Genomic DNA, 18689 nt, shown 5'->3' with positions numbered 1-18689 from the left:
ACCTGGCTCTAGAAGTGAAGTCCCGGCGACACGCTGCCGGGCATCTGCAACTGCACGCTTTCCACCGACGCCATCGGATACGCGCAGTAGTCGGCCGCGTAGTACGCGCTCGGCCGGCCGTTGCCCGAGCGGCCCGGGCCGCCGAACGGCGCACCCGACGACGCACCGTTGGTCGGCCGGTTCCAGTTGACGATGCCCGCGCGGATCGTGCGATTGAAGCGCGACCACAGCGCTTCGTCGTCGGCGAGCAGCCCCGCCGAGAGGCCGTACGCGGTATCGTTCGCGCCGGCGAGCGCGGCGTCGAACGTGTCGTAGCGGACGATCTGCGCGAGCGGCCCGAAGTGCTCTTCGTCCGCAATACCCGTGACGCCCGTCACGTCCAGGATCGCGGGGCTCACGAAACCGAGCCGCGGGTCGCGCTGCTCCATCGCGAGAAGCGGCTTCGCGCCAAGCGCGATCAGTTCCGCTTGCGCCGCGACCAGACGCGTCGCCGCGCGCGCCGAGATCACCGCGCCCATGAACGGCTGCGGATCGTCGTTGTACACGCCGAACGCGATGCGCGACGTGACGTCGACAAGCCGTTCGACGAAGCGCGCGCCGAACGCATCGTTCGGCACGAAGATGCGGCGCGCGCAGGTGCAGCGCTGCCCCGCCGACAGATACGCGGACTGGATCGTGTGATGCACGGCTGCATCGAGATCCGCGACGTCCGCGACGACGAGCGGATTGTTGCCGCCCATCTCCAGCGCGAGCACGATCTCCGGCCGGCCACCGAACTGCCGGTGCAGCAGCGTGCCGGTATCCGAGCTGCCGGTGAAGAAGAGCCCATCGATCTGCCGATGGTTCGCGAGCGCGACGCCGGTGTCTTTCTCGCCCTGCACGAGATTCATCACACCCGCGGGCAGCCCCGCGTCGCGCCATACCTCGACGGTCGCGCGTGCGACGCCCGGCGCCAGTTCCGACGGCTTGAACACGACCGTATTGCCCGCGATCAGCGCCGGCACGATATGACCATTCGGCAGATGCCCCGGGAAGTTGTACGGGCCGAACACCGCGACCACGCCATGCGGCCGGTGGCGCAATACCGCGACGCCGTCCGCCATCGGCGTGCGCCGCTCGCCGGTGCGCTCGTCGTAGGCCTTGATCGAGATCTCGACCTTTGCCGCCATCGACGCGACCTCGGTGCGCGCCTCCCACAGCGGCTTGCCAGTCTCTCGGCCGATCGCATCCGCGAGCGCCTCCTTGCGTTCGTTGACGAGCGCCGCGAAGCGCCGCACGATCGCCGCGCGCTCGTCGGGTGTCAGCGCGGACCACGCGCCGAATGCGCGCCGTGCGCTGCGCACCGCGCGATCGACATCGTCAGCCGATGCGCTGTTGCCTTCCCACACCACCGTACCGGTGCCCGGATTGCGCGACGCGAATGCGGGGCCTGTGCCGGCCACCCATGCGCCATCGACGAAAAGTTCGCTCATGTTGATCCCTGTTTCTGTTTAGGCGCCTTCTGCGGCAGCACGCGCACGGGGTCGCCCGCCTTCACGCGCAGCGCCGCCGCTTCGCTCGCGGAGAGACAAAACACGCCGGCGTGCGGCGCGCCTGCCGCGAAGCCCACGCGAAAATCGTCGAGCGATGTGTTCGACACCAGCGAGCGTTCGCCGTCCACCGCCTGCCGCTGGGCATCCGCAACGATCCCGACCGGCACGACGACGCTCTCGCGCACCGTGCGCAGATCGGCGACGTGACATTCGAGCACCGGTCCCGCGTCGAAAATGTCGACGTGGTTCTCGTAGCGCAGGCCCTCCGTTTCGAGCATCTTGCGCGCGGGCAAGGTATCGCTGTGCGTGAGGCCGACCGCCCGCTGCGCGTCGTCCGGCAGCAGCTCGACGTACACCGGAAAACGCGGCATCAGCTCCGCGAGGAACGACTTGCGGCCGTGCGAGCTCAGATAGTCCGCCACGTTGAAGTCGATCTGGTAGAAGTGCGAACCGACCGCGCGCCAGAACGGCGACGTGCCGTCCGCATCGAAATGGCCGCGCAGTTCCGCGCAGATACGCTGCGGAAACCGCTCGCGGAACTGCGCGATGAACATGAAGCGCGAGCGCGACAGCAGACTGCCGACGCCCGCCGTGCGATAGCGCGGACTCAGGAACAGCGAGCACACCTCCGCGTAACCGGTCAGGTCGTGCGAGATGTTGAGCGCCCGCATCCGCGTCCAGATACCGAGGTCCTGGCTCGCGTGCACGACCGTCGACACGCGATAGTTGTAGAACGGCTGCTCGAGGCCCACTTCGGTTTCGATGCCGCAGACGCCGGCCACATCGCCCGTGGCGGTGTCTTCCATCACGAAGAAGTAACCGGCCTCGCGCGGCGCGGCATCGCCCGCCATCGTGCGCCGCGCGCGTGCGACACGCGCGGCGAGCGCATCGCGGTCCGGCTTGAAGGTGGTGAGGCCCGGGCCGGTTTCCCCAGCGAGCGCGACGAGCGCGTCCAGATCGCCGGTTTCCACTACGCGTACGACGATCATGATGTTTTTCCTTGCCTGGCGTGCGCGTGGTTCATTCCCGTTCTCCCGACATCTCGTCGCCATGCCGATGCAGCGGCACGCACCGTACGCTCTCGCCATCGACGACACCGAGCGCCGCGCGCACGTCGCGCGGCAGCGGCGCGTCCGGCTCACCTTCGCCGCGCGCGGGCAGCGATGCGATCACGCAGCGAAATCCGTCATTGCCGCCGCCGCTCGCAATCAGATGCGGCTCGCCCCGCGCGCCCGCCGACTCGCGCACCCTGCGGTTCTCGTTGTAGTGCACGCTCGCGCTGCGATCGACCTGCGCGGTCAGCACCGGACCCGCATCGAAGATATCGACGTAGCGATCGGTCTCGAAGCCCTCTTCCAGATGAATCTCGTACGCGAGCAGCGTGCGCGGATTCGGCTCGCCCAGCACGCGCTGCGCGGACTCCGGCAACAGCGGCACGTAGATCGGATAGCTCGGCATCACTTCCGCGATGAAGGTGTTGCTGCGCCCGCCCGATTTCACCTCGATATCGGCGAAATCGCGATTGAAGAACTTGCGGCCCACCGCTTCCCAGAACGGTGACACGCCCGCGTCGTCGGTCACGCCGAGCAGCAGCGAAAACACTTCCTGCGTGAAGCGCCGCCGGTTCGCGGCGATGTACATCATCCGCGCGCGCGAGATCAGATGCGCGGCCACATCGCCGCGCAGCGACGGGTCGATATAGAAGCCCGCGAGCCGGCTCTTGCCGGTGAGCTCGTGCGACATCGTCAGCGCGTGGATCTTGCGGTTCACGTGCAGCTCGCGCGATGCGTGAATCAGCGCGTCGTTGCGAAACGCGTAGAACGGCTCCGCGTAGCCAGCCGCCGCGACGATGCTCGCCGTGCCGAGCAGCTTGCCGCTCGCCGAGTCTTCGAGCACGAACAGGTAGAACTCCTCGCCCGGAAATTCGACTTCCGCGCGAAACGAGTCTTCCGACAGCGCGATGCGCGCCTCGAGCGCGCTCCGGTCGTGCGGCAGCGAATGCAGTACCGGTTGCGCGGTGCGCGCCATCTGCGCGAGCGCGTCGAGATCGGCGAGACGGCTGGGACGAACGAAGAGCATCAGGGCTCCTGAGTGAAAATGTGGCCCGCGCAGCGACTCGCACCACAGCGGCCTGCAAGCGGCACCGGTAGCATGACGAACTCCGCTGCCTGTACCTGGATGCCGTCAGCGCGCATCGGCCGTTGCGCCGACCACTTCCGCAATGGCCTCGCCGATGCGCCGGAAACCTTCGTTCAGGTCTTCGACCGGCATCACCAGCGAAGGCGCAAAACGCAGCACGTCCGGCCCCGCGATCAGCATCATCGCGCCGTGATTCGCCGCGGCCGTCAGGAAGTCTTTCGCGCGGCCTTTCCACGCTTCATTCAGTTCAGCGCCGATCAGCAGACCCTTGCCGCGAATGTCGCTGAACAGGCCGAAGCGCTCGTTCAATCCAGCAAGCTTCGCCTTCAGGAGTTCGCTGCGTTCGCGCACGCCGACGAGCAGTTGCGGATCACTGATCAGTTCAACCACCTTGTCAGCAATCGCCGCCGCGAGCGGATTACCGCCATACGTGGTGCCGTGCACGCCGACCTTGAAATGCGCGGCCAGTTCGTTCCTGGTCAGCATCGCGCCGATCGGGAAACCGTTGCCGAGCGCCTTCGCGGTGGTGAGGATGTCGGGCGTCACGCCCGTGTCCTGGTACGCGTAGAAGTGCCCCGTGCGGCCGACGCCCGTCTGCACTTCGTCGAAGATCAGCAGTGCGCCATGCTGGTCGCACAGCGCGCGCAAGCCGGCGAGGAACGCCGGCTCCGCCGGAATTACGCCGCCCTCGCCCTGAATCGGCTCGACAATCACCGCGCAGGTCTGCGCGCCAATGGTCGCTTTCGCCGCGGCGAGATCGTTGTACGGCAGATGAACGATGCCGGCCGGCACCGGGCCGAAGCCTTCCGAATACTTCGGCTGCCCGCCGACGCTGACCGTGAAGAACGTGCGGCCATGGAACGACTGCGTGAAAGACACGATCTGGTCCTTCTGCGCGCCATGACGGTCGAACGCGACGCGGCGCGCGAGCTTCAGCGCGGCCTCGTTCGCTTCCGCGCCCGAGTTCGCGAAGAACGCGCGGTCGGCGAAGGTCAGCGCTTCGAGCCGCTTCGCGAGGCGCAGCACCGGCTCGTTCGTGTAGCCGTTACCGATGTGCCAGAGCTTGCTGCCCTGCTCGTGCAGCACCTTCAGCAGTTCCGGATGCGCATGGCCGAGCGCCGTCACCGCGATGCCGCCCGCGAAGTCAATGTAGTCGCGGCCTTCCGTGTCCCATACGCGAGAACCCTCGCCTCGATCCGGCACGAAGCCCGCGGGGGCGAACACCGGCACCATCACGTCGTCGAAGGTCTTGCGCGTCACTGTCAGGTCGTTGGTCATGGCCAGTCCTCGTTGCGGTAATGCCACTAGTGTAGGAAACGTCCGGCGAATCGTCTTGCGCATACGCGACGCGTTCTATCGGGCTTGGCCGCGCACTCAGCGTTCCATGTCGTCGGGCCGCTCGATCAGCGCGGCCGGGCGCGGTTCAGCCGGGCTCGCGCGGCCGTCCGCCGGGCCGCCGTGCTGCTTTTCGATCCAGTTGCGGCGATCCTCGCGCGGCGTCACGCCAAAACGCTCACGATACGCGTTCGAAAAATGCGCCGCCGAAGAAAATCCGCACGCGAGGCTGATCTGCACCACCGACTTGCTCGTGCGCTGCAACTGCGTGCGCGCTTTCAGAAGCCGCAGCCCCAGGTAGTACTTCGACGGCATCGCGCCCAGGTACTGGCGAAACAGCCGCTCGAGCTGCCGGCGCGACATGCCGATCAGGTTCGCGATCTCGTCGGTAGTGAGCGGATCCTCGATGTTCGCTTCCATCAGCAACAGCGCGTCGTTCAGGCGCGGATGCCGCTCGCCGGGCGCAGTGACGAACGGAATGCGCTGGCGCTCCTCGCCCGCGCGCAGCGTGCCGGTGCCGAGCGCATCGGCGATCCGCTCCGCGAGTTCCTGGCCGTGTTCGCGCGCGATCATCGCGAGCATGAAATCGACCGTGGCCTGCCCGCCCGCGCAGGTCGCGCGATCGCGGTCGATCTCGAAGATCTGCTGCGTGACGATCGAGCGTTCAAACTGCTCGGCGAACTGCTGATAGGTTTCCCAGTTCACGCTCACGCGATAGCCGGACAGTTGCCCCGCCATCGCGAGCCACCACACGCCGTGATGAATGCCTGTGACGAGCGGCGTGCGCTGCCCGACGCGGGCGAGGCTCGCGAGAAACAGGCGATAGTCGGCGAACTGCTGGAACCGTTCGCTGACGACGATCAGCCAGTCGCACGCGATCACGTCGCCGAACGCGGCATCGGCGGGCCAATGCGCGCCGCCCGCGAGCGGCACCGGGCGGCCGTCCCATGAGCACACCTGCCAGCGGTACAGGAGGCGAGCGTCGATCTCGTTGGCAAGATTGAGCGCATCGACGATCGGCCCGACGCCCGACATCGACACCGGCGGCAACGCGACGATCGCCACCTGGGTAGTGCGGGGGGAGCCGGTCGCGCGCGCCATCGGTTCGGGGCTGGTTACTGAGTGCGGGTTTGCCGGCCTACTTGAGACTGCCCGACAGAAACTGCTTCAGGCGCTCGCTCTTCGGCGCGCCGAGCACCTCCGCGGGCGCGCCTTCTTCTTCGGTGCGGCCCTGGTGCAGGAACATCACGTGGTTCGACACGTTGCGCGCGAAACCCATTTCATGCGTGACGACGATCATCGTGCGGCCTTCTTCTGCGAGCTTCTGCATCACCTTCAGCACTTCGCCGACGAGTTCCGGGTCGAGCGCCGAGGTCGGCTCGTCGAACAGCATCACGTCGGGATGCATCGCGAGCGCGCGGGCAATCGCCACGCGCTGCTGCTGCCCGCCCGACAGATGCGCCGGATACTGCTTCTCGACGCGCGGCGCGAGGCCCACTTTCTCCAGGTATTCGCGCGCGCGGTCCTCCGCTTCCTTGCGCGGCACGCCGAGCACATGCAGCGGCGCTTCCATCACGTTCTCGAGCACGTTCATGTGCGCCCACAGGTTGAAGTGCTGGAACACCATCGCGAGCTTCGTGCGGATGCGCTGCAACTGCTTATGGTCCGCCACTTCAAGGTTGCCGCTCTTGTCCTGCTTCGTGCGCACGGCTTCGCCATCGACGACGATCTGCCCCGCGTTCGGCCGCTCGAGGAAGTTGATGCAGCGCAGGAATGTGCTCTTGCCCGAGCCACTCGCGCCGATGATGCTGATCACGTCGCCCTTGTTCGCGTTCAGCGACACACCCTTCAGCACTTCGTTGTCGCCGAAGCGTTTGTGGATGTCCTGGGCGACGAGCTTGCAGGCTTCGGTTTGCGTGGTGTGGAGCAAGGCGCTCTCCTCTTCGGTGAAACTGGCCGGATGACGGCAGGCGAAATACGACAATGCGAACGATACGGCGGGCAAAGCACGCGTCAATGCGTGCGGACCGCGAGATACGCGAGCCAGCGGCGCTCCGCGCGGCGGAACCCGGCGACGAGCGCGAACGACACCGCGCAGTAGATCAGCGCCGCGAGCCCGAACGATTCGAACGACGCGTAGGTGGCCGAATTCACGTCGCGGGCCACCTTCAGGATGTCGGGCACCGTCGCCGTGAACGCGACCGTGGTCGCATGCAGCATCAGGATCACCTCGTTACTGTACAACGGCAGCGCGCGTCGCAGCGCGGACGGTATCACAATGCGGCGGTACATCGTGAACGTGCTCATCCCGTATGCGCGCGCCGCTTCCACTTCGCCGTGCGTCGTCGCGCGGATCGCGCCCGCGAAAATCTCCGTCGTGTACGCGCAGGTGTTCAGCGCGAACGACAGCACCGCGCAATGAAAGCCGCTGCGAAAGAACGCGTCCAGCAGCGAATGCGAGCGCACGAAGTCGAGGCTGTAGAGGCCCGTGTAGATCAAGAGCAGCTGCACGTAGAGCGGCGTGCCGCGAAACACGTAGGTGTAGACGCGGACAGGCGTGGACAGCCAGCGCTTTTTCGACACGCGCGCGACTGCGAGCGGAATCGATACGCAAAAGCCGATGCCAACCGATGCGACGAGCAGCCACAGCGTGACCGCGAGACCCGATAGCCCCTGTCCATCCCAGAACAGGAACGCGCGCCAGTATTGCGTGATGATCTCGTTCATGGTCAAAGCTCCGCGTGCCGCACGCCGATCGAATAGCGGCGCTCCAGCCAGATCAGCACACCGTTCGATACGGTGGTGATCGCGAGATAGATCCCCGCGGCCACCAGGATGAAGAAGAACATGTTGAAGGTGCTCTTGCCCGCGTCCTGCGCGGCCTTCACGACGTCGGCGAGGCCGATGATCGACACCAGCGCCGTCGCCTTCACGAGCACCTGCCAGTTGTTGCCGATGCCCGGCAGCGCGAAGCGCATCATCTGCGGGAACATGATCCGCGCGAACACCCGCGCGCTGCTCATACCGTACGCGCTGCCCGCTTCGAGCTGGCCGCGCGGCACCGAGAGAAACGCACCGCGAAAGGTCTCGGTGAAGTACGCGCCGTAGATGAAGCCGAGCGTCAGCACGCCGGCGAGAAACGGGTCGATGTCGATCTGATCCCATCCCAGCAGGTCGGTGAAGTCGTTGAGCCAGATCTGGATGCTGTAGAACAGCAGCAGCATCAGCACGAGGTCGGGCACCGAGCGGATCAGCGTCGTATACGCGGTCGCGACCGAACGCAGCGGCCGGTGGCGCGACAGCTTCGCCGCGGCGCCGATCAGTCCGAGCGCCACCGCCACCGCGAGCGACAGCACCGACAGCTTGATGGTTTCGAGCGTTCCCGCCAGCAGGATGGGGCCAAAGCCGTAGAGCATCGCGCGCGTCTCCTTGTAGTGCGATCCGTGGGACCGATGAGGCCGGTGGATGAGGGATTGGCGCGGAGTCTCGCAGGCGAAAAAGATTTGCTCAAACCGCCGGGGGCGATCTTGCTGCAGCGCAAAAACGGCCTCAGGCGGCCGGGCGCAGGCGGTTCGTCGCCCTGCGGGACAGGGCTTGCCGCGGTTGAAAGCCGAATGAACGGGTGGTGCGGCCACCGGGATTTGGCAAGTTTCCGGTCGCTTTTTCGATAGATACGCGGCCTGTTGGCTTCACGCCAGCGTCAGGCCGTCTTTAAGTCGCCGTTACTTGATACCGAGTCGCGCCTTGATGGCCGGCAGCATCATCTGGACGGCCGCGCGGCCCTCGGCGATCGCGGGCGCCGCACGGTGGAAGTCGAAGATGCCCATGCCGCCCAGGCGCGGCTGGATCAGGATGTCGGCGGGTTCGCCGGCGAGGCGACTGCGCGTCAGGCGCACCTGCATGATGTCGATGCTTTGCGCGATCGAACTCAACAGCGACGGCACGCGCGCGGACGGCTCCGGCGGCGTCTTGATGTCACGCTCCTCGTAGCCTGGCGCCGGCTGCAGCCAGCGCGGATACGGCTTGCCGTTGCGGCGTAGCAGCAAGGTCGGCTCGCCCTCGCCTTCCAGTTCATCGGACCCATCCGGTTCCTCGCCGGTGGCAGCGGCGGGATCGAGTTCGGCGGCCACATGCGGGGCGGCGCGCGCAACCTCGTCGAGCTGCGCGCCTTCGAGCGCCGCGTCGAGCGACGGCGCGGAGAGCGGCGACGCCTGCGGCACCGGCACGGAATCGGACGGCAGCGCGCCGAAGTCGCGGCCGCTGAGGATGTCGTTGTTCAGGTCCACCGCGATCACGTAGTCGGCACGCATCCCCCGCGCGACCGACACCGGCACCGGATTGGACAGCCCGCCGTCGACGAGCCACACGCCGTCATGCCAGACCGGCGTGAAGATGCCAGGAATCGCGATCGACGCGCGCACCGCGTTGACGACGCTGCCGTCCTGCAGCCACAGCTCGCGGCCCGAGTCGAGCTCGGTGGCGACCGCCGCGAACGGCATCTTCAGATGCGCGATGTCGCAGCCGTTGAAGCGGTCCGCGAACACCTGGATCACCTTCTTGCCTCCGAGCAGTCCGCCGGACAGGCGCAGATCGAGCAGACGCACCACAGTCTGCCACGTGAGGCGCGAGACCCAGTCTTCGAGCCAGTCGAGGTCGCCGTTCGCATACACGGCGCCGACCAGCGCGCCGATCGACGTGCCGCAGACCACGTCGGGCTGGATACCCGCTTCGTGCAGCGCGCGGATCGCGCCAATATGCGCCCAGCCGCGCGCAGCGCCACCGCCGAGCACGAGGCCGATTCGGGGAGGACGCCGGCGTGTGACCATCTGCCCGCCTCCTAGCGACCGCGCAGGATATCCGAGCGCGACGTCGTGTAGACGCGGCCGTCGCGGTCGAAATGCACGTTGAAAAACGCCTCGGGCGTGACGCCGCCCTCCAGCCACTTCCAGCTCCACACCGTTTCCGGCTTAAGCGGAAAGACCGCAATCTGGCCGGGCTTGCCAAGCAGCTGCCGGACTTCGCCTTCGCTCATACCGATGTGGACCTTCGCGAAGTTCGCCGCGGTCAGTACCTGGGTGATGCCGGCAAGCGTGCCGTCGGCGGCGATGTCGACGAAGTACGTGGTGAGGCCTTGCGGGCCGCGCGGATATTCGAGGCGCTTCGAGCCGTCGTTGAAGCCGCGCACCGTTTCGGGCTCGCCCATCTGGTCGCGCACCTGCGCTTCAGTGGTGACGCCCGGCGTGAGGCCCTTCAGCAGCAGCACGTCGGGCTTGATCGCGTTGAAGAACGACTTGAGTTTTTGCACGGCCTGGCCGGCCTCCTGGTCATCGCAACCCGTGAGCGCGAGCGTCGCGGCCAGCACGGCGACGGCGCAGCCCGGCAGTGGAATACGGAAAGACATCGATCGAATGAATGCGCAACGCTGTGACGTTAATGACTTACAGCATAACGCGTTCGGCCCGGCGATGACGATAACGCAGGCCCGCAGCCGCTTCGCCGGCGCCGTTTCGCAATGGCCCGAGATGCGCCGCTTCAGGATTTCGCTTCAGGATTTCTTAAGCCAGGCTCCATGGCGCCATGTCCGTGAAAACCCATAATGGGACTCGCTCGCGCCAACGCAAAGGAGCATCGCATGTTCGATACGGACTTGTTCGAAGGTCAGGTGATCGTGATCAGCGGCGCGGCGGGCGGTATCGGTCAGGCGACCGCGCAACGGCTGCGACGCTGCGGCGCGATGCTGAGCCTCACGTCGCAGCATGCCGAGCGCCTCACGGGCATCGCGGAGAAGCTCGACGCGTTGCCGCTTGCCGCGGATCTGTCCCGCGTGCGCGAATGCCGCCGCGTGATCGACGCAACGCTGGAGCGCTACGGGCGCATCGATGCGCTCGTCAACTGCGCGGGCGTGTGGGTCCAGGGCGACAGCGAAGACGCGACCGAAGCCGACTGGGACCGCTGCATCGACCTCAACCTCAAGGGCACGTTCTTTCTGTGCGCGGCGGCTATTCCCGCGTTGAAGGCGAGCCGCGGGTCGATCGTCAACGTCGGCCTGGACGCTGGCGCGATCGGCACCGCTGGCAACGCGGGCTGCGCGATCTACTGCGCGAGCAAAGGCGGCGTCACGCTGATGAGCAAGGCGCTCGCGCTCGAACTCGCGCCGCACGGTGTGCGGGTCAACACGCTCTGCCCGTCGGAGATCGACAGCCCGATGCTGCGTCGCCACGCCGTGCAATACGACTCGGGCGATCCGGACGGTTACCTCAACGGCCTGCTGCGGCACTATCCGCAGCGCGGCAGCGCCCGTTTCATCGAGCCCGACGAAGTGGCGTGCTTCATCACGTTCCTGCTGACGAAAGCCGCGGCGCCGATCACGGGTGCGTTGCTCGGCGTGGATTTCGGCGTGAGCGCCGGCTATTGACCCAGCGACTGGACCCTGAGCTCCAGGAAGCCCGTGGCCGGATCGAGCTCGCGCGAAAAGCGATGTTCCGGCAGCAGCGCGAGCAGCAGTTCGGCCGTGGTGCGGACCGTGCAGCCGCGCGCCACATGCCCGCCAGATACCTGGCCGCGCGCGTCGGCCACCGACATGTGCAGATGCGCACCATCGGGCGACACGGAGCCGGCGAGCGTCAGGATTTCGAGGTCGCCGCGCAGTTCGGTTGGTGCATCGGCGCCCGCGAACCGCAGCTGGGCGACGCTAAGGCTGCCGATGCCTTGCAGCACGAACGCGGCATGCATTTTGTGCTCACTTGCGTGCCCGGTTTCGTGCTCCCGCAGCGCGTCTTCGATCGCAGTGCGCAGATCGTCGCCGGGAGACAGGCGTAGAGGACAGGTTTGGATCATCGCTCGTGACAGGGTTCGGGGTTGTTCGCGGTTGAATGTTCGCGCCGGATGAACTCGCAGCGTGCGCCAGCGCACACACGCGATCACATTACGCGATTCCTGCGTTGCTATGTGGTGTCGCCCATCGTACAGCGCCGCCCCGACATGCGATGTTCCGGTATCCGCGACGCCGGCTGGCAGGAACCCGCGCGCGGCACACATTCATTCGACATCTCACGGGGACCTTGCGCGATGCGGCGCTCACCATTTCAACGCTTCCGTTGCCTGCTGTTCGTGGCATCCATATTCTGCTGCGCGCTCGGCGCGCACAGCGCGCATGCCGCCCCTGCCGCCAGAATGGACGAGAAGAGCGGCGCCTATGTATCGGGCGGCTTCTACGAAGGCACGTTCAGCGACGGCACCACGTTCCAGATGAACCTGATGGTCGCGCCGCAGCTGCCGCATGGCGCGTCACCGCCGCCGAAGAGCGCGACGCTGCGCAGCGCGTACTGGGAGACGGAGCGCCCGCGCGAGACGACCGTCTGGATGGAGGCGTCGCAACAGGGCGACGAGATCGTCGCGCAGGTGCCGCCCGCAGCGAAGGGCAGCAAGGCCCAGGCAGTCAACGAGACGTTCGTCGGCCAGACGACGGACGACGGCGAAACGTTCACCGGCGTCTGGAACCGCAGCACCGGCGAACAGCGCAGCTTCTCGATGAAGCGGCGCTTTTCCTACGTGACCGAATATCACCGCTACGTCACGCTCGATGCGGTCGCGGCATTTGGCAGCCGGCCGACGGAAACGGTCGCGGTGCACCCGGAGACCGGGATCGCGGCGATCGACGACACGATGCCGTCCATCGTGAACAGCGCGGCTTCGACGCCTCCGATGGGCGGCGACGACACGGACACGCAGTCCATCGTGACGGTGGCCTGGGCGTCGCCGCGCATGCTCTTTCTCGCGCGGGAAGACTATCAGTACGGATTCGGCGCGCAGCACGGGAACGGCAGCGTGACGTTCGCACTCTACGACGTGCGCAACGATCGCGCGAAGGAACTGACGCTGAACGATTTCCTGCCGTCGGCGGATTGTGTGCAGCTCGTGTCGGACAAGGTGGTGGCCGCGCTCGTCGCAGATCATGCGTCGATGCCGGAAGCGGGCGCGCTGTCGACGAACAACCACAACCGCGTGCTCGGCAGCAACTACCTGGTGCTGCCGAATGGCATCGACTTCTACTTCGGCCAGAACTCGATGGGCAACGCCACCGAGATCCACGACGTGTTCGTGCCGAAGACGGACCTCGGCCGTTGCGGGCACGCGCTGCCGCGCTACAGGATCGTGACGGGTCCGCGCTATCTGCCGCCCACGGAACTGCCGGGCGACGTGCCGCAATCGCGGCCGCCGGTGGACCAGCTGCCGGCGGGGATGCAGTGAGCGTGTCGGACGAGAGCAATGGAGCACCCTCTGCACCTGCGGCCATAGTAGCCTCTAGAAGCTACTATGGCCGCCTGTTCATGGCGCGCTTGCGGTTCCCATGGTGATCAAAGCGGTATTGACTGGCGACCTGATCCAGTCGCGCAAGACTGACAATCCGGTTGCCTTCATCGACGCGATGAAGGCGGTGCTTCGCCAACTCGAAAAGCCATACAAGGTCAAAGCTGAGACGTTCCGTGGAGACGGCTTTCAGATCGTCCCGAAGCGAGCGAGCCAGGGGCTTCGATGCGCGGTCGCGCTCCGTGTTGATCTCATTGCGTCCAGCCCGCAGGGAGAGCGTTAGGACGCCCGGGTAGCCGTCGGCATCGGGCCGGCAGAAGCGAAGCAAAGTTATGGCGAAGCCTTTGTCCTGTCCGGTCAAGGACTGGACAGGACAAAGGCATGAAGCGATCGACTCTCGCGGTATTCACTCACGTCCCCCAATTGCAGGAACGTCTCGAACTGACAACGGATTTTGTCGCCGCGATCATCGACAGGTGGACGACCATCGAGGCGCAGACGTTTTACGTGCACCTGGTCGACAGCCTTGATCAACAGACCACGGCCGAGGCTTTGGGCAAGTCATGGGTCACGGTCAACAAGCCACTGCAGCGCGCTCAGGCGCGATTGCTGGACAACTATCTCACCCGTACAGAGCCATCAAGCAGCAGCAATCGGAAGCAGCCCGAAGAAACTGCTTTCCGCCATCTAGCCTCCAGCTATCCGACACGGCGTCACGCACTCAGATCACATAGAACCCATGCGTGCCGTCGCGCTCGAGCTGCGCGACGAGCGCCGCTTCCCACTCGAGATACGCGCTCATCGTTTCCCGCGAGCTGCACGTGCCTTCATACGGCCGCCGGTAGCGGTCGATGGTCGGCGACGCGAGCCGCGTCTCGCCATGTTCGAGCGGCAGCCCCGCATCGATCCATGCCTGCGTACCGCCCGCGAGCACCTGCACAGGCTTGCCGGTCAGCGCCGCGATCTCCGGCGCCGCGAAGCGCGCGAGCGCACTGCTGCCGCACGTCGCGACGTAGCGCTCGGCATCGGGAAACGCGCGCACCGCGTCCGCAAGCTGCGAGCGCAACGCGAACCACGCGCCCGGGATGTGACGCTTCGCATAGTTTACGCTCGACGTGAAATCGAGCAGCACCGTGCCCGGCTCTTTCAGCCGCGCCTGCAGTTCGGCGGGATCGATCTCGTCGGCGGCCGGCGGCGCGATCGCGTTGCGCACCGGCGGCATCGTGGTCTCGACCAGATCCGCGAGCGTCACGCCTTCCACCACATACACGTCGATGTTCATCTGCGCGAGCCACGACGCGGTCATGTTCGCGCGCACGCCGTCGTGGTCCGCGAGAATCACGCGCGCGCCGCGCACCGGCGCGAACGCATCGGTCTCCTGCACGAGTTGACCGCCCGGCGCGTTGCGAAACCCGGGGATGTGCCCCGCCGCATATTCCTCCGGCGTGCGCACGTCGAAGCGGTAGACCGTGCGGGTCGCCTCGTCGGCCCAGCGGCGCGCTTCGTCGCGCGTCGTGCGCCCCACGCGCGCGCGTTCCGCCACCTCGCGCGACTGCGCGGCGGCTTCGACACGCACCTTGTCGTCGAACTTCGGCTCGAAGCTGCGAGCCTCACCGTGCGCGAGCGTCTCGCCTGCAAGGAGCCAGCCCATCGTACCGTTGCGCAGCGCCGCAACCGGATTCGGCACGCCCGCGTTGATCAGCGACTGCGCGCCGATGATCGCGCGGGTGCGCGCGCCACTGCTGATCACGATCTGTGTGTCGGGATCGGGCACGAGCTGGCGCGCCCGCATCACAAGTTCGCCGCCCGGCACGCTGATGCTGCCGGGCACGCTCATGGTCTGGTATTCGTCGAAGCGTCGCGCGTCGAGCACGACGACCGTTGCGTCGCTGTCGAAGAACGCGCGCAGTTGCTTCGGGTCGAGCGACGGCGTATGACACCGCGCCTCGACGAACTCGCCGAACGCCTTGCTCGGCACATTGACGTCCTGGAACAGTTCGCCGCCGCCCGCAGCCCAGCCGCGCAGACCGCCATCGAGCAGCGCGACGTCGGTGTAGCCGAGTTCGGTGAGCTTCGTGAGCGCGCGCTTCGCGAGCCCTTCGCCGCCGTCGAATACGACGATCGGGACCGTGAGGCGCGGCAACCGTATGGGGGCTTCGAGTTCGAGCTTCGACAGCGGCAGGTTGGCAGCGAAAAGCGGGTGACTGTGTGCGTGCGGATCTTCTTCGCGTACGTCGATCAGTGCGATTTCGCGGCGCTGGAACAGCGCGCGCTGCACATCGCGAGGCGTGCGTCGGCTGACTTCGGTCATGAGGCGACGATCTCCTTCGATAGCGCGTGTCCACCGTCGAGCGGAGCAAGCCCCGTGCCCACTTGAGCCCGACTTCGGGTATCCCGCCGGGCCTTGTCCGGCGGTTCACGGCGAACCGCGTGTCGTTTGCTGGTGCAGCGTGCGGCAGGCGCTGGCCTCGCGATGGTGCATGCGCGCCGTGCATGCCCGAACGGCGCGCGACGCCCATCGACCAAACCGCGCAACGCTCCTCGAACATCGAGGATGCCGCGACGCATGTTGCTATTCTCGCGCTTTGGCGAGCCTGTGTGTGGAGTCCGTGCGACGCAATTGCGTAGGACGCGAACCGTCGGCATGCGAACGCCGGATACGCGAGCGTTCGAAACGCCTCACGACAGGTGCTGCCATCATGCTAGCGAGCACCCGCTCGGGACTGAAGCGATTTATCGTGCTTTGCAAATTCGTCACGCCGCACTGCAAAGGCTACGACAACCGAACGCGCGAGTGTGCGATGCCGGACGATGTCCCTGGCGCGGTTATGGCGATTGTCGCGACAGTTCAGTCGCTTCAGTCACGCACGCCGACGCGGTAGCGCGTCTCCTGACGATAGCGCTGACCCGACCGCAGCACGCAGGCTTCGCGCTCGGCGGCAGCGTCGAAATTGATCTGGTTCGGAAAGCCGCCCGCTTCGAGACAGAGGCCCGCGTACTGGCGCCCCGGACCGCCGCGCATCGGCGTGCCGCCCAGATGATTGCCGGTGTAGAACTGCAGGCCGCGCTGGTCGGTGAACACCGTCAGTTCGCGGCCGCTTGCCGGGTCGTACATGCTCGCGACTTCGCGAACAACTGCGCTATTGCCTGCCTCGTTGTCACGCAGCACGTAACAGTGATCGAACCCCGCCGCGAGCGTCAGCTGTGCATGCGGCCAGTCGAGCCGCGCGCCGATCGGCGCGCTCGCGCGAAAATCGAACGCGCTGCCGGTCACGTCCGCGCGACCGCACGGAATCAGCCCTTCGTTCACTTCGAGAAATGCGTCGGCATCGATCGTTGCGACATGGCCGCGAATGTCGTGCGCCGGGTCGCCCGTCAGATTGAAGTAGCCGTGGCTCGTCAGGTTCAGCGGCGTCGGCGCGTCGGTCAACGCGTCGTAGACGATCGCGAGTGTGCCGTCGTCGGCAAGCGTGTAGGTGACCTGCACCGTCAGGTTGCCCGGAAAGCCCGCTTCGCCTTCAGGCGATTCATGACGCAGCACGAGCGCGCCGCCTTCGTCGCCAGCAACGTGCACCTGCCACAGCGCGCGATGAAAACCCGCGTTGCCGCCATGCAGCAGATTGGGCCCCTCATTGCGGTCCACCGGATAGTCGACGCCATCCAGCGTGAAGCGCGCATTGCCGATGCGGTTCGCCCAGCGGCCGATCAACCCGCCCATGTAGGTGGTCGCGTCGAGATAGCCTTGCGGCGTGTCGTGACCGAGCAGGATGTCGGCAACCCGTCCGCTGCGATCGGGCGCATGCCACGACACAAGCGTCGCGCCCAGATCGCTGACCGTCACCTTCATGCCGTGCGCGTTGCGCAGCGTGTAAAGGCGCACGGGCTCGCCGCCGGGCAGCGTGCCCCACGGTTCGGAAGACAGGTGAGCAGGACTGATCATGTGGTCTCGGGTCTCGTGTTGATGATGGAAAACGCGGATTGAAAAACTAGCGTGCGCCGACGTCACGACCGGAAGACCCGGACACCGCGGATGAAGCCACCGCCTGCGCCTCCGCCTGTGCCTGGTATTCGCGCGGCGTGCAGTTCAGTTCGCGGCGAAACACCGCGTACATGTACTGCAGCGACGTGAAGCCGCAACGGATCGCGACCTCCGCGCCCGACACGCCGCCCTGCGCGAGCAGCGCCTTCGCCGCATCGAGCTTGTGGCGCAGGATCTCCTGATGCACGGTGCAGTGCAGTTCGCGGCGGAAATACTCTTCAAGCGACGAGCGCGACACGCCCACGTAATCCGCCACCTGCTCGGTGCGAATACCCTGGCACGCGTACTGGCGAATGAAGTGCCGCGCGCGCATGACATGTGGGCTTGACAGCGGCTCGTGGCGCGTCGATTCGAGCACGTTGATGCCAACGGGCGGCACCAGGATGCGCCGCCCCGGAAAACGCGCGCCGAGCAGCATGCGGTGCAGCAGATGCGCCGCCGTGCGGCCCATCTCTTCGGTGCCCTGGATCACGGACGACAGCGGAATGCGCGCGAGCGTGCGCGTCAGCGGATCGTTGTCGATGCCGATGATCGCGACCTGCTCGGGCACGGGAATGCCGGCGAGCACGCACGCCTGAAGCAGATGCCGCGCCCGCGCATCCGTCACCGCGATGATGCCCACAGGTTTGGGCAACGCCGCGAGCCAGGCGGTCAGCGCTTCGAGCGCGCGGTTCCACACCGGCGCGCTGGTGGGCAGCCCGCGAAAGATCTCAGCTGGCCGGTCCTCGTGCTCCGCGCGCCACAGTTTTGCGAACGCGAGTTCGCGCTCTTGCGCCCAGCGGTTCTCCGCGGCTTCGGGCAGGCTGTACAGCGCGACGTTCGGCAGCCCTGCGCCGAGCAGATGCGTGTACGCGAGCGAGACGAGCTTCGCGTTGTCCGTCGCGATGTACGGCACGCCTTCAGGATAGCCCGCATCGTCCTCGTACGACGAGCCGACCGCGACGACCGGCAGCCGGAAATCGCGCAGCGCGTCGCAGACCGCGGGGTCGTCGAAGTCGGCGATGATGCCGTCGCCGTCGAAATGCTCGATGCCGTCGAGCCGGCAGCGGAAGTCTTCCTCGAGAAACAGGTCCCATGCCACGCGGGTAGACTGCAGATAACCGCCGATGCCCGCGATGATCTCGCGGTCGTACACCTTGTTCGCGTTGAACAGCAGCGCGATCCGATGGGTCGGATGCGCTGCGTGCTGCGCAGGTTGCACGAAAGGTGCGGACTGAGGCCGGGATGGATTGGGTCGGGTCATCGCGATCGGTGTGTCATGTGTCATGTCACGGGCGCCAACAGCCGACCATTGTAGGCCGCGCGCAGCCTCGTCGCGACGCGCGCCGCGCGAA

17 protein-coding genes are annotated in these 18689 nt (G+C 66.5%); 3 read left to right on the top strand and 14 right to left on the bottom strand.

From position 1 onward, the window contains the following. Positions 1-8: 8 nt before the first annotated feature. The 10 genes from astD to DVS29_RS07595 all read right to left on the bottom strand — a co-directional run bounded on the left by astD (position 9) and on the right by DVS29_RS07595 (position 10407). Positions 9-1472 (bottom strand): succinylglutamate-semialdehyde dehydrogenase, encoded by a 1464-nt coding sequence (gene astD / locus DVS29_RS07640; RefSeq protein WP_118179830.1) that lies wholly within the window; start codon positions 1470-1472, stop codon positions 9-11. Then, positions 1469-2521: an arginine N-succinyltransferase gene (gene astA / locus DVS29_RS07635; RefSeq protein WP_118179829.1), complete on the bottom strand. Its 1053-nt coding sequence runs from the start codon at positions 2519-2521 to the stop codon at positions 1469-1471. Before astA ends, astD begins: the two co-directional genes overlap by 4 nt. Before the next feature lie 31 nt (positions 2522-2552). Continuing rightward, on the bottom strand, positions 2553-3611 hold the full coding sequence (gene aruF, locus DVS29_RS07630; RefSeq protein WP_118179828.1) for an arginine/ornithine succinyltransferase subunit alpha: 1059 nt from the start codon (positions 3609-3611) through the stop codon (positions 2553-2555). A 105-nt stretch (positions 3612-3716) separates the two neighbouring features. Next, positions 3717-4949 carry an aspartate aminotransferase family protein gene (locus DVS29_RS07625; RefSeq protein ID WP_118179827.1) on the bottom strand — a complete coding sequence of 411 codons (1233 nt, stop codon included), beginning with the start codon at positions 4947-4949 and terminating at the stop codon, positions 3717-3719. 96 nt (positions 4950-5045) lie between these two features. Next, the gene (locus DVS29_RS07620) at positions 5046-6107 is read right to left on the bottom strand and encodes a GlxA family transcriptional regulator (protein ID WP_118179826.1); all 1062 of its coding nucleotides are present in this window, start codon (positions 6105-6107) and stop codon (positions 5046-5048) included. Positions 6108-6144: 37 nt separating this feature from the next. Next, a complete protein-coding gene (locus tag DVS29_RS07615) occupies positions 6145-6936 on the bottom strand; it encodes an ABC transporter ATP-binding protein (protein WP_118179915.1) in 792 nt (263 codons plus the stop codon). 83 nt (positions 6937-7019) lie between these two features. Further along, positions 7020-7733 carry an ABC transporter permease gene (locus tag DVS29_RS07610; protein ID WP_118179825.1) on the bottom strand — a complete coding sequence of 238 codons (714 nt, stop codon included), beginning with the start codon at positions 7731-7733 and terminating at the stop codon, positions 7020-7022. Positions 7734-7735: 2 nt separating this feature from the next. Continuing rightward, complete coding sequence (locus DVS29_RS07605) at positions 7736-8422, bottom strand: ABC transporter permease (RefSeq protein WP_118179824.1); 687 nt, start codon at positions 8420-8422, stop codon at positions 7736-7738. A 306-nt stretch (positions 8423-8728) separates the two neighbouring features. After that, on the bottom strand, positions 8729-9832 hold the full coding sequence (locus tag DVS29_RS07600; RefSeq protein WP_118179823.1) for a patatin-like phospholipase family protein: 1104 nt from the start codon (positions 9830-9832) through the stop codon (positions 8729-8731). Between the two features lie 11 nt (positions 9833-9843). Beyond that, the gene (locus tag DVS29_RS07595; RefSeq protein ID WP_118179822.1) at positions 9844-10407 is read right to left on the bottom strand and encodes a hypothetical protein; all 564 of its coding nucleotides are present in this window, start codon (positions 10405-10407) and stop codon (positions 9844-9846) included. A 231-nt stretch (positions 10408-10638) separates the two neighbouring features. Between DVS29_RS07595 and DVS29_RS07590 the strand changes: the two genes are divergently transcribed. Next, positions 10639-11421: an SDR family NAD(P)-dependent oxidoreductase gene (locus DVS29_RS07590; RefSeq protein ID WP_118179821.1), complete on the top strand. Its 783-nt coding sequence runs from the start codon at positions 10639-10641 to the stop codon at positions 11419-11421. Here the strand turns inward: DVS29_RS07590 and DVS29_RS07585 are convergent. Continuing rightward, entirely contained in the window at positions 11415-11840 is a 426-nt protein-coding gene (locus DVS29_RS07585) for a PPC domain-containing DNA-binding protein (RefSeq protein ID WP_118179914.1), read from the bottom strand. The genes DVS29_RS07590 and DVS29_RS07585 overlap by 7 nt on opposite strands. 339 nt (positions 11841-12179) lie before the next feature. Between DVS29_RS07585 and DVS29_RS07580 the strand changes: the two genes are divergently transcribed. Further along, the gene (locus DVS29_RS07580) at positions 12180-13256 is read left to right on the top strand and encodes a hypothetical protein (protein ID WP_118179820.1); all 1077 of its coding nucleotides are present in this window, start codon (positions 12180-12182) and stop codon (positions 13254-13256) included. Positions 13257-13356: 100 nt separating this feature from the next. Then, positions 13357-13599 (top strand): hypothetical protein, encoded by a 243-nt coding sequence (locus DVS29_RS37595; protein ID WP_205962413.1) that lies wholly within the window; start codon positions 13357-13359, stop codon positions 13597-13599. Between the two features lie 438 nt (positions 13600-14037). Here the strand turns inward: DVS29_RS37595 and DVS29_RS07570 are convergent, their stop codons facing one another. The 3 genes from DVS29_RS07570 to DVS29_RS07560 all read right to left on the bottom strand — a co-directional run bounded on the left by DVS29_RS07570 (position 14038) and on the right by DVS29_RS07560 (position 18556). Then, positions 14038-15627, bottom strand: coding sequence for a rhodanese homology domain-containing protein (locus DVS29_RS07570; protein ID WP_118179819.1), 1590 nt, complete (start codon positions 15625-15627; stop codon positions 14038-14040). A 546-nt stretch (positions 15628-16173) separates the two neighbouring features. Beyond that, on the bottom strand, positions 16174-17256 hold the full coding sequence (locus DVS29_RS07565; RefSeq protein WP_118179818.1) for an aldose epimerase family protein: 1083 nt from the start codon (positions 17254-17256) through the stop codon (positions 16174-16176). 46 nt (positions 17257-17302) lie between these two features. Continuing rightward, entirely contained in the window at positions 17303-18556 is a 1254-nt protein-coding gene (locus DVS29_RS07560) for a XylR family transcriptional regulator (protein WP_420816077.1), read from the bottom strand. Positions 18557-18689: the final 133 nt, after the last annotated feature.

It is taken from the genome of Paraburkholderia phosphatilytica (genome assembly GCF_003443895.1).
GTDB classification, from domain to species: domain Bacteria; phylum Pseudomonadota; class Gammaproteobacteria; order Burkholderiales; family Burkholderiaceae; genus Paraburkholderia; species Paraburkholderia phosphatilytica.
Note: the sequence above shows the minus strand (reverse complement) of the source record. Positions and strands in the feature narration are given on the sequence as shown.